General features: G+C 63.9%; 12 protein-coding genes. 5 read left to right on the top strand and 7 right to left on the bottom strand.

All coding sequences use genetic code 11. The features are described 5' to 3' along the window. Position 1 precedes the first annotated feature (1 nt). From P9230_RS29115 to P9230_RS29135, 5 genes are all read right to left on the bottom strand, one after another. Positions 2-1,672 (bottom strand): ABC transporter ATP-binding protein, encoded by a 1,671-nt coding sequence (locus tag P9230_RS29115; RefSeq protein ID WP_278121410.1) that lies wholly within the window; start codon positions 1,670-1,672, stop codon positions 2-4. Between the two features lie 10 nt (positions 1,673-1,682). Beyond that, entirely contained in the window at positions 1,683-2,816 is a 1,134-nt protein-coding gene (locus tag P9230_RS29120; RefSeq protein WP_278121413.1) for an ABC transporter permease, read from the bottom strand. Continuing rightward, positions 2,817-3,824 carry an ABC transporter permease gene (locus P9230_RS29125; protein WP_067327828.1) on the bottom strand — a complete coding sequence of 336 codons (1,008 nt, stop codon included), beginning with the start codon at positions 3,822-3,824 and terminating at the stop codon, positions 2,817-2,819. A gap of 110 nt (positions 3,825-3,934) precedes the next feature. Further along, positions 3,935-6,019, bottom strand: coding sequence for an ABC transporter substrate-binding protein (locus P9230_RS29130; protein WP_278121415.1), 2,085 nt, complete (start codon positions 6,017-6,019; stop codon positions 3,935-3,937). Positions 6,020-6,127: 108 nt separating this feature from the next. Continuing rightward, the gene (locus P9230_RS29135) at positions 6,128-7,594 is read right to left on the bottom strand and encodes an alpha-glucosidase/alpha-galactosidase (protein ID WP_278121416.1); all 1,467 of its coding nucleotides are present in this window, start codon (positions 7,592-7,594) and stop codon (positions 6,128-6,130) included. Between the two features lie 251 nt (positions 7,595-7,845). Here P9230_RS29135 and P9230_RS29140 point away from each other — a divergent pair, with 251 nt between their 5' ends. After that, positions 7,846-8,688, top strand: coding sequence for an AraC family transcriptional regulator (locus P9230_RS29140; RefSeq protein WP_095801111.1), 843 nt, complete (start codon positions 7,846-7,848; stop codon positions 8,686-8,688). A gap of 12 nt (positions 8,689-8,700) precedes the next feature. Here the strand turns inward: P9230_RS29140 and P9230_RS29145 are convergent, their stop codons facing one another. Further along, positions 8,701-9,861, bottom strand: a complete 1,161-nt coding sequence (locus P9230_RS29145; protein ID WP_278121417.1) for a glycoside hydrolase family 25 protein — start codon at positions 9,859-9,861, stop codon at positions 8,701-8,703. A gap of 250 nt (positions 9,862-10,111) precedes the next feature. Between P9230_RS29145 and P9230_RS29150 the strand changes: the two genes are divergently transcribed. Beyond that, positions 10,112-11,878 carry an acyl-CoA dehydrogenase family protein gene (locus P9230_RS29150; RefSeq protein WP_278121418.1) on the top strand — a complete coding sequence of 589 codons (1,767 nt, stop codon included), beginning with the start codon at positions 10,112-10,114 and terminating at the stop codon, positions 11,876-11,878. A 27-nt stretch (positions 11,879-11,905) separates the two neighbouring features. Further along, positions 11,906-12,658 (top strand): crotonase/enoyl-CoA hydratase family protein, encoded by a 753-nt coding sequence (locus tag P9230_RS29155; protein ID WP_127241113.1) that lies wholly within the window; start codon positions 11,906-11,908, stop codon positions 12,656-12,658. Between the two features lie 20 nt (positions 12,659-12,678). Here P9230_RS29155 and pdxH read toward each other — a convergent pair whose 3' ends face one another. Beyond that, complete coding sequence (pdxH, locus tag P9230_RS29160; protein ID WP_278121419.1) at positions 12,679-13,296, bottom strand: pyridoxamine 5'-phosphate oxidase; 618 nt, start codon at positions 13,294-13,296, stop codon at positions 12,679-12,681. A 40-nt stretch (positions 13,297-13,336) separates the two neighbouring features. On the opposite strand from pdxH, the gene P9230_RS29165 reads away from it, so the two are divergent. Together P9230_RS29165 and P9230_RS29170 are read left to right on the top strand one after the other, a co-directional pair. Beyond that, on the top strand, positions 13,337-13,801 hold the full coding sequence (locus P9230_RS29165; protein ID WP_067327836.1) for an RT0821/Lpp0805 family surface protein: 465 nt from the start codon (positions 13,337-13,339) through the stop codon (positions 13,799-13,801). Positions 13,802-13,900: 99 nt separating this feature from the next. Further along, positions 13,901-14,827 (top strand): DnaJ C-terminal domain-containing protein, encoded by a 927-nt coding sequence (locus tag P9230_RS29170; RefSeq protein ID WP_066998086.1) that lies wholly within the window; start codon positions 13,901-13,903, stop codon positions 14,825-14,827. The last annotated feature ends 9 nt before the right edge of the window (positions 14,828-14,836 follow it).

Below are 14,836 nucleotides of genomic sequence, written 5' to 3' on the forward strand. Positions count from 1 at the left end.
GTCACGCCACGTCGAAAGCGGCCCGGACGAGCCGTTCGGTGTAGGCGGTCTTGGGACTGGTGAGGACCTCGTCTACGGGCCCCTGTTCGACGATCTTGCCGTGCTGCATGACGATCACGCGGTGGCAGAGCGCCCGCACCACCTTGAGGTCGTGCGAGATGAAGAGATAGCTCAAGCCGCGCTCGTCCTGCAGCTTGCGCAGCAGGTCGATGATCTGCGCCTGGACGGAAAGATCGAGCGCCGATGTCGGCTCGTCGAGCAGGATGAATTCCGGCTCCAGTGCGATGGCCCGCGCGACCGCGATGCGCTGCCGCTGGCCGCCCGAAAATTCGTGCGGAAACCGGGACAGGATATCGCCGGGCATGCCGGCGCTGACCAGCGCCTCACGCACCCGCTCGATCCGCTCGCGCCGTGTGGCCCCGATCCTGTTCACGACCAGGCCTTCCTCGATGATCTGGCCGATCGTCATGCGCGGGTTGAGCGAGGAGAACGGATCCTGGAAGACGATCTGCATGCGCGAGCGCAGCGGCCGCATCTCGGCGCGCGTGAGATCCTGGATCGGCTGGCCGTCGAAACGGATCTCGCCGCGCCTGGCGTCGAGCAGCCGAAGCAGCGCCTGGCCGAAAGTGGTCTTGCCGGAACCGGATTCGCCGACCAGGCCCAGCGTCTCGTGACGGCAAAGTTTGAGGTCGAGATCGTCGACCGCGACCAGCTCGCGCCAGTCCGGCTTCAGGAACGTACCGTGCCGCAGCGTGAAACAGACGCGCACGCCGTTCGCCTCGAGGATCGTGCTGGACTTTTCGGGCAGCGGCTTCGGCCGGCCGTGTGGTTCGGATGCGAGCAGCCGCTTTGTGTAAAGATGCTGCGGATCGGCGAAGAGCCGCTCGGTGACGTTATGCTCGCGCATCTCGCCATGCTGCATGACATAGACATAGTCGGAGAATTTGCGCACGACGGTAAGATCGTGCGTGATCAGAACCACCGCCATCCGCATTTCTTTCTGCAGATTGCGGATCAGGTTGAGGATCTGCGCCTGGACGGTGACGTCGAGCGCGGTGGTCGGCTCGTCGGCGATCAGCACATCGGGCTCGTTGGCCAAGGCCATGGCGATCATGACGCGCTGCCGCTGGCCGCCGGAGAGCTGGTGCGGATACTGCTTGAGGCGTGCTTCGGGTTCGGGAATCTGGACATGCCGCAAAAGCTCGAGCGCTCGCGCCCAGGCCTCTTTGCGGCTCACCTTGCGGTGCACCCTGATCGCTTCGACGATCTGGCTGCCGACCGAATAGATCGGGTTGAGCGAGCTCATCGGCTCCTGGAAGATCATCGAGATGCGGTTGCCGCGCAGCTTGCGCCGGGCGCTCTCGGCGAATTTCAGAATGTTCTGTCCGAGATAGTCGACGCTTGACCTCGGCGATACCGTTGCCCGCCGCGACAAAAGCCCCATGACGGTGCGCGCCGTCACCGATTTGCCGGAACCGGATTCGCCGACGATCGCGATCGTCTCGCCGCGATAGAGCTGGAACGAGATGTCCTTCACCGCCTCGACGATGCCGTGCTCGACCTTGAAGGCGACTTCGATGTTGCGGGCGTCGATGACCGGCTGGTCGTGGCGTCCGTCATGGTCGAGCCGGACGGCGGGAGCGAAGGATTGGGCAAGCGCGATCGTCGTCATTCCTGCCACCTCAATAGGGATCGACGGCATCGCGCAGGCCGTCGCCCAACGCGTTGAAGGCAAAGACCGTGATCAGCACGAAGCCGACCGGCGACAGAATCCACGGATAGGTGCCGATGACCGAATAGGTCGCGGTGTCCTGCAGCATCAGTCCCCAGGAGATCAGCGGTGGCTTCACCGCGAAGCCGAGGAAGCCGAGGAAGGATTCCAGAAGCACCACCGTTGGGATCGCCAGCGTCACGGCGACGATCACATGGCTCATCACATTGGGAAAGATGTGCTGGATGATGATCCGCCGATCGGTGGCGCCCACCGCCATGGCCGCGCGCACATAGTCGATGCGCGCCAGCGCCAGCGTCTTGCCGCGTACTTCGCGCGACATCTGCGCCCAGCCAAGCGCCGACATGACGATGATGACGAAGGCGAGAAAGACATTGGTCGGCGCGGTGACCGGGATCAGCGTTGTCAGCGCCAGGTAAAGCGGCAGTTGCGGGAAGGCGAGCACCAGTTCGACGAAGCGCTGCATCCAGACATCGAACCGGCCGCCGAAATAGCCGGACACCATGCCGACGCTGGTGCCGATCACCGTGATGATGAAGACCACCGTCAGCGCGATCATCAGCGAGACGCGCGAGCCGTAGATGGCGCGCGACAGCACATCGCGGCCGAACTTGTCGGTGCCGAGGAAATGCACCGGCTGGCCGTCTATCGAGCCGAAGAAATGCCGGTTCGCCGGGATGAGGCCGAAGAGTTTGTAGGGAGCGCCCTCGACGAGGAAGCCGAGCAGTCGTGGATGATCGTAATCGGGGCCGACGATCGGCTGGAAGGTCACCGGGTCGAGGTCGGTCGATTCGGCCAGCGCGTAAATCCTTGGCCGCGCGACGAAGTTGCCGTCCTTGTCGTGAAGGCTAGCCATCTGCGGTGGCGCGAAGGCGATATCGGTCGCTTTCGGGTCAAGAGGGGCGAGGAATTCCGCGAACAGGGTCATGAGAAGCAGCAGCACGACCAGGCATAGCCCGGCCATGCCGGTCCAGGAGCGCTTCAGCCGGCGCCACACAAGCGCGATGTAGCTCTCGTTGCCATGCGCGGCCGGAATCGCGGCTCCTTCGGCGGGTGGCGGGGGCGAGGGATCGCGGGCCAGCATCTAGTGCTCCCCGAACTGGCGCACGCGGGGGTCGAGCAGGACCAGCAGCATGTCTGCGATGATGTTGCCGACGATCAGCGTCGCCGACAGAACCATCATGAAGGTTGCGGTCACATAGACATCGCCCACCGCCATCGAGCCCACGATCGCCGGCCCGACGGTCGGCAGCGCGAAAATGATCGCCGTCTCGATCTCGCCGGTCAGCATGTAGGGCAGCACCACGCCTTGATACATGACCAATGGATGCAGCGCATTGGGCACGGCATGGCGCATCACCACGGCGCCGCCAGTCAGGCCCTTGGCTTTGGCCGTCTCGACATATTGCGCGTTGAGCGTGTCGAGCAGGTTGCCGCGCATGACGCGCATATTGTAGGCGAGCCCGCCGAAGGTCGCGATTGCCACCACCGGCCAGACATGCTTGACCAGGTCGAGGAATTTCGCCCAAGACCATGGCGCGCCGCCATATTGCGGCGAGAAGAAGCTGCCGATCTCCGACACGTTGAATTGGAAGACCAACAGATAAACGATGATCAGCGCCATCAGGAAGCGCGGCACCGTCATGCCGAGGAAGGAGATGGCCGAGAGCGTCGAGTCGATCCAGGAATACTGGCGGGTCGCCGCCCAAATGCCGAAGCTTATGCCCAGCACCGAGGCGAGCAGGTGGCAGACCAGCGCCAGGAGCAGCGTGCGCGGCAGGCGCTCGCCGACCACGTCCGCCACCGGCCTGTTGTAGTAGAGGCTGTAGCCGAAATCGCCGCGCGTGACGATGCCGCCGATCCAGTTGAGATACTGAACGGGCAGCGGCTTATCGAGGCCGTGTTCTTTCCGGTAGGCCTGGGCCTGTGCATCCGCCTCGGCATAGGAGGCGCCGCCCTGGTTGATGAGCTGCGATTTGATGTAGTCGGCATAGTCGCCCGGCGGCGCCTGGATGATGGCGAAGGTGACCAGGCTCAAGATGGCGAGCACGGGAAGCGCCGACGCTATGCGCATGAGCAGGAATCGCAACATGGATGGTCGGCTTCCTTTGCTGGCCGGTCGCTCCTTGGGCGCTACCGGAGATTTGGCTTTGTCCGGCCGCGCCAGCTGGCGCGACCGGAGTTCTCTTCGTCGGAGGTTAACTAGTTCATCGGCCCCTTGTCTCCGGGCTTGCCGGGAAGCTCGTCGGGGAAGAGCAAATATTTCGCCTGTTTGTCAGCTGCGACGAAGACGCGTTCGCGGATGATCGAATCCTCGGCCCAGTTGAACATGAAGATCGGCGTTCCCTGCGGGATGTTGGAGAAGCGCTTGTTGACGATCAGCGCGCCGGGATATTCCGTCAGCCCGACATTGTAGACGTGCTCGGTCGAGATCTTCTGGAACTTCTTCATCAGGTCGGCGCGCTGGTCGTTGTCCTGCGTCGTGACGAACTTGTTCACGATGTCGACGAGGTCCTTCTCGAACGGCATCAGATCGACTTCCCCGCTTTCAGGCGCGCGATGGTTCCAGCTGGTCTTCGGACCGACCGGAGCGAGTTGCTCCGTGTTCTGCACAACGGAGGTGAGCTCCTGGTCATTGCGCCGGATCAGCCAGTCGAAGCGGCCGGAATACTGGATCGCGTCGCGCTGCGTGCCATTGACCCCGTTGAGCACGACCCTCAGCCCAAGCTTCTCCATCTGCGCCACGACGCCTTCGGCAAGGCTCTTGTCGGTAGTGTAGTCATTGTTGACCAGCATCACGATCTCGACATTCTTGCCGCCGGCGGTGCCGGCCGGGAAGTTCACGAAGCCGTCGCCGTCGGTATCCTTGAGGCCGGCCTTGGCGAGCTCGGCCCTGGCGCCTTCAAGATCGAATGGGTAATAAACCGTCGACTTGCGGTCATAGAAGCTGGTGCCCGAGGAGAAGCCGCCGGGATAGATGGCGGTGAACGGTCCCTTGACCAGCGAGTCGCCGAGCGCCTTGCGGTCGATTGCCATGGTCACGGCCTTGCGGAAATCCTCGTCGCGGTTCAATTCGCGGATCGCTTGGCCTCGCTCGTCCGGGTTGCCCCAGCCATTGGCGGAAAAATTCATACGCAGATTGTAGCCGATGAGTCGCGGACCGAAGGCAAGCCGTGCCGGCGCGTTCTTGTCAGCCGCGCGCTTCAGCGAGGCGACGAAGTTCTCGGGCTGCTCGAGATTGGAGAAGTCGCCCGAGCCTGCGACGGCCTGGACGTCGCGATCTGCCCAGGTCGAGAGCTTGTATTGCAGCTCGTTGAGATATGGCAGTTGGTTGCCCTTCTCGTCGACCTTCCAGTAGTAAGGATTGCGCCGCATGACGATGATGTCGTCCGGGCGGTATTCGACCGGCACCCAGGCGCCCATCACCGGCATGTTCATGTATTCGGGCGGGAAGGCGTTCTTGAACTGGTCGTAGGTGTTCTTCGAATATTTCGGATGCTGCGGCTTCAAAATGTGCGCCGGGCCGGGGCAGAAGGTGCCGTAGGCCATTGCGTAGAGATATTGCCTCGGAAACGCTTCCTTGAACGTCCATTCGACGGTGTAGTCGTCGATCTTCTTGAGCGTCGTGCCGACGCCGAAGGTTTCGGGCGTCGCCCCGTTGAGCGGCGACACGTTGGGGTCGACGACCTCGTCGTCCCAGTAGAACATGACGTCGTCGGCGTTGAAGGGCACGCCGTCCGACCATTTGGCGCCTTCGACGAGATGCATGGTGAGCTTGTGGCCGTCTTTCGACCATTCCCAGCTCTTGGCGAGGTTCGGCAGCGGCTCGGTGTCCTTGGCGTCGACCTGGAACAGCGGCGCGGTGCGTGTCAGGCATTCGGAAAGCGCGATGTCGATGCCGCCCCAGCCTTGCGTCTGGCCGGCACCGTAGTTCCAGCCTTCCGGCCTGCCGCCGATGACATGGCGCATCGTGTCACCATAGACGCCGATGCCGTCCGGCATGTTGGCGGTCTTGAAGACCAGCGGTTCCTTGGGCAGCCTGTCCTTGAGCGGCGGCAGCTTGCCGGTCTTGACGTATTTCTGCGTCACCCAGTCCGGCTCGTGGTAGTCGGGCAGGGCCTTGAACTCCAGGATGGAGTCGCGCGCCACATAATGGATCTTGCCCTCGGCCGGGAATGTCGCCGGCTCCGGCGGGATCGTCGGTTCGGAAGCGAAAGCGGTGAGCGCCGGAATAGAAACGCCGAGCGCCAGTCCGGCGGCAATGCCAATTCTGTGTAAGTTCCTCATTGTCTCCTCCCAAATGTTTTGAACGTCTGCTGCTTGCCCGCCGCTTGATCTTTATTTTGGGGACCGTTTCGGCTGACCTGCCTCCTGCAGGTCCGCCTGCCCGAAATCTCAGCCGGCCTGTTTCAGTGCCGCCTTTTCGGCGTGCAGTTCATCGATCGAGCGGACGTTGCGCCGCGCCGCGCCCGCCCATTCGCGGGTCTTGACCTTCGACTTCGCAAGCCGCTCCTTTGCCGCCGGCACGGCGTCGGCATATTGCGGCAGCCAGGCGGCCTGGGCGACGACCATCTCGTCCACCATCTGCCAGACCTCCTCCGGCGTCGACACCGCGCCGACCAGCGGATCGTGCAGCATGGCGAGCTTCAAGAGATCGATGTCGCCGGCGATCGCGGCATGCACCGACATGCGCTGGACGTTGATCGAGGACATGCAGGTGGCGGCGCATGGCTCGGGCAGTGTGATGCCGGCGGCCATGTTGATGCCGAAGCGATCGACGAAGCCGGGCGACTCGATGATGGCGTCCTGCGGCAGGTTGGTGATCACTCCGTTGTTCTTGACGTTGAAATGGCCACGGTAGACGCGGTTTGTTTCCAGCGCCTCGAGAATGTGGCTGGCATGCTCGTTGGAGCGCCTCGCCGGGTCGATCGGCTTCGACGCCGCTTCGAGGAACTGCGGATACTCGGTTTCGAACCATTTGCGGGTCTCGGTCGAGTAGCGCAGATAGCCGCCGGTCTCGCCATGGATCCAGTCCGACATGTCGATCCAGCGTGTGATCTCGTCGGGGCGCTTGCGGTACCAGGGCAGGTATTCGGACAGATGCCCGTTGCTTTCGGTCGAATACACGCCGAAGCGCTTCAGCACGTCGATGCGCAGCTTCTCCTGCTTCGAATAGACCGGATGCGCTTCGAAGGCGGCGACCAGCTCGTCCTTGCCGATCGCGCGGCCGTTCAGCCTGAGCTCGATGAACCAGGTCTGGTGGTTGATGCCGGAGCAGACATAGTCGAGCTCCCTGGGCGACTTCGCGCCGAGCACCTCGGCGATCTGTTCGGCGCCGTGCTGCACGCCGTGGCAGAGCCCGACCGTGTCGATCTTGCCGTATTCGATCGCGGCCCAGGTGTTCATCGCCATCGGGTTGGCGTAGTTCAGGAACTTGGCGTCGGTCTCGGCGACCTCGCGGATGTCCTTGCAGAAGTCGAGGATCACCGGGATGTTGCGCTGGCCGTAGAGGATGCCGCCGGCGCAGATCGTGTCGCCGACGCATTGGTCGATGCCGTATTTCAGCGGGATGCGGATGTCGTCGGCATAGGCTTCGAGACCGCCGACGCGCACGCAGCTGATGATGTAGCGCGCGCCTTCCAGCGCCTTGCGGCGGTCGGTCGTCGCCGTCACTTTGGTCGGCAGCCCGTTTGCTTCCACGATCCGATCGAGGATCGCCTGGATCATCCCGAGATTGTGCTCGCTGATGTCGGTCAGCGCGAATTCGATGTCCTTGAATTCGGGCACGCAGAGAATGTCGGTGAACAGCTTCTTGGTGAAGCCGACGCTGCCGGCGCCAATAATAGCGATTTTGAAGCTCATCACCTTCACCTCGATCCAATCGAATGTTAGGCAAGGAGCAGCAAGGGAGGATATGGCCGCGCGCCGGCAGGCGCGCTCGCCATGTGGAGCCGGAAATCCAGCTCTTTCTCCTCCCGCCCGCTCCTCGACCGCGGGTCTTTCCCGTTCTTGAGTGAGCCGGATTATGCGCTTATTCGCCAGCGCGGCCAGAGAAGGATTATGCTTTCGAGGGTAATTTTGTGCTGCAGGATCTGATCGCCAATGGAAAGCTGATGCGCACGATTTCGCTGCCGCGCGGGCGCCAGCGCCTGCACGCCATGCCGACCAGCACCGGCTACGAGGTGCGCGAGGACGAGACTTACGACTGGGACGGGCGAAAGCGCGGCCAGATCCCGTTTACCGTGCTCCAGCATACGATCAGCGGCACCGGACAATTGCGCTATGAAAGCCGCAATTACCGCCTGCAGGCGAACGATACGCTGTTGGTGCTGGTGCCGCACAACCATCGCTACTGGCTGGCCAAGGGCGACCGCTGGGAATATTTCTGGATATCGATGAACGGCGAGGAGGCGCTGCGCGTCCACAAGTCGATCCTCAGCGTCTCAGGTCCCGTGTTCCGGCTGCAGCCGGCGACCATCGATCACCTTGCCGATTGCAGCCTGCGCCTGATCAAGGGCGCCGCCTCGCCGGGCGCGGCCTCGGCGATCGCCTATGAGGCGGCGATGGCGCTTTACGACGATGTCTTCGGCTCGCACGCCTTCGCCGAGAAGCAGAGCGCCATGCAGCCGGTCATCGATCACATCAACGCCAATCTCGACAAGCCGCTGCCGGTGGCGGAGCTGGTCGAAATCAGCGGCCTCAGCCGCGCCCATTTCTCGCGCTGCTTCGCCGAGAGCGAAGGATTGCCGCCGGCCGAATTCGTCCTGCAGCAGCGGCTGCAGCGCGCCGCCAAGTTGCTGACCAAGGCCGATTTCCTGCCGGTAAAGGAAGTCGCTGTTCTGTGCGGTTTCGACGACCCGAACTACTTTTCCAAGGTGTTTCGCCGCTGCTACGGCATCACGCCCACACAGTTCCGCACCACCGGCATGTATGCCAGCCTGGGCAATCATCGTTGACGCTGCCGTTGACTACTGCCTGCGGTGGTCGAGCGTCGTCGATGCAGTGCTGACCGGATCGGCGGCCGCGAAGGCGGCGTCGAGCTGTTCGGGCGTGCGCTGTCCGGCCCGTTTCCAGGCGACATATTGCACGATGCCGAAGCTCGGGCGCTGCGGCACGGTCTTGACCACCGGCATGCGGAATCCGTCGCGGAATTTCTCCCAGCGCGCGCCGAGCACCGCGACCATTTCCTCGATGGTCGGCGGCGTCGCCACATCGGCATAGGTGATGGTGACCTTGCCGGCGAGGCCCGCTTCGCGCGGGATCGGCACCGGGATCGAGGCGAGGTAATCCGCCGGCACGTCGATCAGGCCGCCAAAGGCCCATTGCTGGCGCAACGCATCGGCTTTCATCGGCGCGACGCTGACGTCGATGTCGTTGGGCGTGCCCGGCACGCGATAGGGGCAGCTGAAGCGGCCGCAATTCGCCTTTGCCGCGAACTGCCAGAGCGCGTAACCCTGCCAGTTGCCCATCGGGAAATGCACGTCGATGTCCGGCTTGTAGCGCGCATACCAGAGCGGCAACCGCGACAACAGCCGGTGGGTGTAACGGTTGTCGGCGATGTACTGGGCGGTCTTGCCGTTCGAGTAGAGCACCGGGAAGCGGCCGAGGCGGCGATGCACCTGGCGCACGAATTCTTCCGCATCCTCGAGCGACATCCATTGCGTGGGGTCGATGCCCTCGATGTCGAGGGCAATGAGATCGTCCGGCGCCGGCTCGGCGAAATCGATGAAATTGTTGGCTTGCTCGACCGGATTGCCGGGGCGGGCGAGGTGATAGGCGCCCCACTTCAGGCCGAGCGCCTTCGCCACCACCTTGCGTGTCTGGAAAAGCTCGCGCGTCACCGCATGGCGCTTCCACAGCGCCTTGCAGAGCTTCTCCTCTGTCTCGTCGCCGAAGCAGAAATAGGGCGGCGGCAGCCCGTCGGACGCCTTGTTGATGAAGCCGACGATGCGCTTGTCGGTGGCAAGCTCAGCCCAATCGATGGAGTTATATTCGTAGGCGTCGATCACCAGCGCGCGGTCGGCATTCTTCCACGGCTCGGAGAAATCCGAGGCCTTTGCCGCCGTGCCCAGCGCAACCGCAGCCGCGAGAAGCGCCAGGCGGCGAAGAGGGCGCGCCGGCTTTTTCAATCAGGGTGTCCCCACTGACCAGACGACGATCCTGAACCGCTATGGTTAAGGAAGTGCTGTCAAACCGCGAGGTGTTCAGCGCCGGAACAGCGACTGAACCTCTCCGGCCGTGGATGACGGAGTCAACGCTTGCAAAATCCGCGTGTTTGACGTTTACGTAAAAAGAAGGACGCAGGCCAACCCCAAGAATGAATGGCCTCGCTTCGGCTACGCGACTACGGTTGGCCGCACTGGAGGAGAAGCAGCAAACATGTATCGCGCACCGGTCGAGGACATCGCCTTCACGCTGAAGCAGGTAGCCGGCCTGAAGCCGGCGCTGGACGACGGCACCTTCGGCGACCTCGGCGAGGACCTGGTCGACGCGATCCTGGCCGAGGCCGGGCGCTTCGCCAGCGAGGAGGTTGCGCCGCTCTACAAGATCGGCGACGAGCATGGCGCGGTGTTGAAGGGCGCTTCTGTCACCACACCGCCCGGCTGGAAGGAGCTTTACCGGCGCTGGATCGAAGGCGGCTGGAACGCGCTGTCCGGGCCGGCCGAATATGGCGGCCAGGGCTTGCCGACCATGCTAGCCGTCGCCGCGCTCGAGATGTGGAACTCCGCCGCGATGGCCTTCGGCATCGGCCCGACGCTCACCATGGGCGCGGTCGAGGCGCTCGACAAGCACGCCTCCGAGGCGCTCAAGGCCAAATACCTGGCGAAGCTCGTCTCGGGCGAGTGGATGGGCACGATGAACCTGACCGAGTCGCAGGCGGGCTCGGACCTCGCCGCTTTGCGCACGCGTGCCGAGCCTGCCGCCGACGGAACCTACCGCATCTTCGGCCAGAAGATATTCATCACCTATGGCGAGCACGATTTCACCGACAACATCGTGCATCTGGTGCTGGCGAGGCTGCCCGACGCGCCCGCCGGCACGCGCGGCATCTCGCTCTTCCTGGTGCCGAAGTTCCTGGTCGATGACGATGGCTCGCTCGGCGCCCGCAACGACGTCTTCTGTTCCGGCCTCGAGCACAAGCTCGGCATCCATGCATCGCCGACCTGCACCATGATCTATGGCGACGGTTTTGAGGGCATGAGGCCCGGCGCCATCGGCTGGCTGGTCGGCGAGGAGAACAAAGGGTTGGCCTGCATGTTCACGATGATGAACAACGCTCGTCTCGCGGTGGGCATGCAGGGCGTTGCGGTAGCCGAAACCGCCACGCAGAAGGCGATCGCCTATGCCAATGAGCGCCGGCAGGGCAAGGCATCTGATTATTCAGGGTCCGGCATGGCGCCGATCGTCCGTCACCCGGACGTGCAGCGCAATCTTCTCACCATGCAGGCGCTGACGCAGATCGCGCGTGCTATCGCCTATACCTGTGCGCACGCCATCGACCGTGCCCGTGTCGCCGAGGGCGAGGCCGCCGCCAACTGGCGCGACCGCGCCAATCTCTTGACGCCGCTGGCAAAAGCCTTTTCGACCGATGTCGGCGTCGAGGTCGCTTCGCTGGGGATCCAGGTGCATGGCGGCATGGGCTTCATCGAGGAGACGGGCGCGGCGGCGCTCTATCGCGACGCCCGCATCGCGCCGATCTATGAAGGCACCAACGGCATCCAGGCGATCGACCTCGTCTCGCGAAAACTGCCGCTCGGCGGCGGCGCGCACGTGCATCGCTATATCGGCGAATTGAAAGCGATGGCCGATGCGGTGCGCACCTCCAACATCGAAGGTTTTGGCCGCACCGCCGACAATCTCGATCGCGCGCTTGCCGATCTCGACGAGGCAACGCGCTTCTTGCAAAGGCTGTTGGCCGACGGCAAGGCCGATGCCGCGATGGCCGGCGCCACGCCCTATCTGCGCCTAATCTCGCTCGCCGCCGGCGGCGCTTATTTGGCGCAAGGCGGCCTAGCCGACCGCGGCCGCGTCGCGCTTTGCCGCTTCTTTGCCGAGAATCTCCTAGGCGAGACGCGCCCGCTCAAGGAGCGCGTCATCGACGGCGCCGAAAGCCTCGCCGCCGCCGGCAAGGCGCTGATCGCCTGAACAGCCAGTCAGCCGAAGGAACCGACCGTGACCGACCATATCCTCATCGAGCGCTGGGGCGCCGTGCAGATCATCCGTATGAATCGGCCGGACAAGAAGAACGCGCTGACGCGTGCCATGTATGCGAAAATGTCGGCCGCCCTTTCTGAAGGGGATGCCGACCCGACCGTTCGCGTCCATGTCTTTCTCGGGGTGCCCGGTGCCTTTTCTTCCGGCAACGACCTTGCGGACTTCCTGGTGATCGCCACCGGCGGCGAGGGGGGGAATGAGGTGTGGGATTTCCTGATGGCGCTGGCCAAGGCGGAGAAGCCGATGGTTTCGGGTGTCGATGGCATAGCGGTGGGCATCGGCACCACGCTCAATCTGCATTGCGACCTGACCTTCGCCACGCCGCGAACGCTCTTCCGCACGCCCTTCGTCGACCTCGGCCTCGTGCCGGAGGCCGGCTCGAGCCTGCTCGCGCCGCAGGTCCTCGGCCGCCAGGGCGCCTTCGCGCTGCTCGGTCTCGGCGAAGGTTTTTCGGCTGAGCGCGCCAAGGCCGCCGGCCTGATCTACGATGTGGTCGCGGAAGACGAGCTGGAAGGCGCGGTGCTGGCTGCGGCGGCCGAGATCGCCGCCAAGCCGCCGCAGGCGCTTAAGATTGCCCGCGATCTGATGCGTGAGCCGCGCAAGGAAATCGTCGCCCGCATCAAGGTCGAGAGCGAGCATTTCCGCGAGCGGCTGAAGTCCGACGAGGCGCGCGCGGCGTTGACCGCCTTCATGACCCGCAAGAAAGGCTGAACTCTTCGCTCTCGGCGATCTCAGGGGTAGAGCCGCGTCTTGTGCCAGCCGCCGGCGTCGTTTCTCGAGAACACGATGCGGTCATGCAGCCGGAACGGGCGGTCGTGCCAGAACTCGATCGTCTGCGGCAGGATGCGGAAGCCCGACCAGTGTTTCGGCCGCGGGATTTCGCCGATCGCATAGCGCGCCGTGTATTCGGCCACCGCCTTTTCCAGCGCGAAGCGGCTTTCCAGCGGCCGCGACTGTTTCGAGGCCCAGGCGCCGATGCGGCTGCCGCGCGGCCGCGTCGCATAATAGGCGTCGGCCTCGGCGTCGCTGACGATCTCCACCGGCCCGCGCACGCGCACCTGGCGGCGCAGCGATTTCCAGTGGAAGCACATCGCCGCCTTCATGCTGCCAAGAATCTCGCGGCCCTTGGCGCTCTCGAAATTCGTGTAGAAGACAAATCCCCTTTCGTCGAACCCCTTGAGCAGCACCATCCGCACATCCGGCATGCCGTCGGCGTCGACGGTTGCCAACGCAACGCCGTTGGGGTCGTTGATCTCGCTCTTGACGGCGTCGTCCAGCCACTCGGCAAACAGCCGGAACGGCTCCAAAGCCTCGGCGAAGTCACCGCTTGTTAACTCGCTTTCGTTCATAGTTTTCCAAATTTTTAACGTTGCGGGAGGAGTTCGCCGATTGTCGCGTATCGCGCAAGCTTTTGACAGCGGGCAATGGAGCGTTATTGCTTCGGCCAGCGCCAAGGCTGCGTTGCTGACATTGGCGCTTCCGCTCGCGGCCTGTGGCGCCGGCGGCTTCAGCCTCGAGAAGGCGGAGGTTGACCGCTCGATCATCACCTCCAGCGCGCCGTCCGCGCCCGCCGTGCCGGCAAGCAGCGACAACGACTCGGACCAGACCACGATCGGCAATGCGGTGTCTTCCGCCGACATCCAGGAGCTCGGCGGCCAGGCGGTGCCATGGGCCAATGCCGGCACCGGCTCCCGCGGCTCGATCACCGAGCTGGTGGAACTCAAGGATGGCGGCTTGACCTGCCGCCGCTTCAACGCGACGCGGGAAAGTTTCGACGGCGTCGCCATGTATCAGGGCGAGCTGTGCATTGCCGACGCCGGAGGCTGGCGCATGCAGGAGTTCAAGGCGCTCTAATTTCAGTCTCCATTGGCATCTTGCACCACTGGAATTTCTTCCTATGCGAGCGCATATAGAGGGCAACTGTGGACCCAATCTCTCTTTCAGGCAGGAAGCATGCGCGACCCCTATGAGGTGCTGGGCGTTGCCAAGAACGCCTCGGCCAAGGAAATAAAATCGGCGTACCGCAAGCTCGCCAAGCAGCATCATCCGGACCAGAATCCGAATGATCCGAAGGCGAAAGAGCGTTTTGCGGCCGCCAACCAGGCCTATGAGATCGTCGGCGACGAGAAGCGCCGCGCAGCTTACGATCGCGGCGAGATCGACGCCGACGGCAAGCCGAGATTCCAGGGCTTCGAGGGCGCGGCCGGTGGCGATCCGTTTGCCGGATTCCGCCGTCAGCAGGGCCCCGGCGGGGCGCATTTCGAATTCCGCACCGGTCGTCCGGGCGGCGATCCTTTCGACGGCAACAGCGACATCTTCAGCCAGATCTTCGGCGAGGCCTTTTCGGGTGGGCGCGGTCCAGGCCGTGGCGACCGTCGCCAGCCGGTCCAGGCGCCTGACCTCAATGTCACGCTGGACATCACCGTCGAAGAGGCCGCCACCGCGGAGAAGGTGACGGCGATGTTCCCTGACGGCCGCAAGATGGCGGTCAAGCTTCCCACCTATGTCGAGGAGGGCCAGACCATCCGCCTGAAGGGTCAGGGCGAGCAGGGGCCCGGCCAGCCGGGCGACGCGCTGGTCAAGATCCACATTCGCCGCCATCCGCGCTATCGCATCGAGGGCCGCGACCTGCATGTCGACCTGCCTATCGAACTCGCCGACGCGGTGCTCGGCGCCAAGGTGGCCGTCGAGACGCCGACCGGCAAGCTCGCGGTCAACGTTCCCGCATGGTCGAGCTCGGACAAGGTGTTGCGCCTGAAGGGCAGGGGCCTGCCGGAAAAAGTAGGTGGCCATGGCGATCTCTACGCCCATGTGCGGCTGATGCTGCCGGAGGGTGGAGACGCCGATCTCGAAGCCCTGATGCGCAAGCGGAAAGGCTGATCGAAGCGG

The organism is Mesorhizobium sp. WSM4887 (assembly GCF_029625865.1).
Lineage (GTDB): Bacteria > Pseudomonadota > Alphaproteobacteria > Rhizobiales > Rhizobiaceae > Mesorhizobium.

Bases quoted from the DNA above. Each gene is read 5' to 3' on its own strand.
- P9230_RS29115 (WP_278121410.1), bottom strand. From the start codon at position 1,672: ATGACGACGATCGCGCTTGCCCAATCCTTCGCTCCCGCCGTCCGGCTC.
- P9230_RS29120 (WP_278121413.1), bottom strand. From the start codon at position 2,816: ATGCTGGCCCGCGATCCCTCGCCCCCGCCACCCGCCGAAGGAGCCGCG.
- P9230_RS29125 (WP_067327828.1), bottom strand. From the start codon at position 3,824: ATGTTGCGATTCCTGCTCATGCGCATAGCGTCGGCGCTTCCCGTGCTC.
- P9230_RS29130 (WP_278121415.1), bottom strand. From the start codon at position 6,019: ATGAGGAACTTACACAGAATTGGCATTGCCGCCGGACTGGCGCTCGGC.
- P9230_RS29135 (WP_278121416.1), bottom strand. From the start codon at position 7,594: ATGAGCTTCAAAATCGCTATTATTGGCGCCGGCAGCGTCGGCTTCACC.
- P9230_RS29140 (WP_095801111.1), top strand. From the start codon at position 7,846: ATGCGCACGATTTCGCTGCCGCGCGGGCGCCAGCGCCTGCACGCCATG.
- P9230_RS29150 (WP_278121418.1), top strand. From the start codon at position 10,112: ATGTATCGCGCACCGGTCGAGGACATCGCCTTCACGCTGAAGCAGGTA.
- pdxH (WP_278121419.1), bottom strand. From the start codon at position 13,296: ATGAACGAAAGCGAGTTAACAAGCGGTGACTTCGCCGAGGCTTTGGAG.
- P9230_RS29170 (WP_066998086.1), top strand. From the start codon at position 13,901: ATGCGCGACCCCTATGAGGTGCTGGGCGTTGCCAAGAACGCCTCGGCC.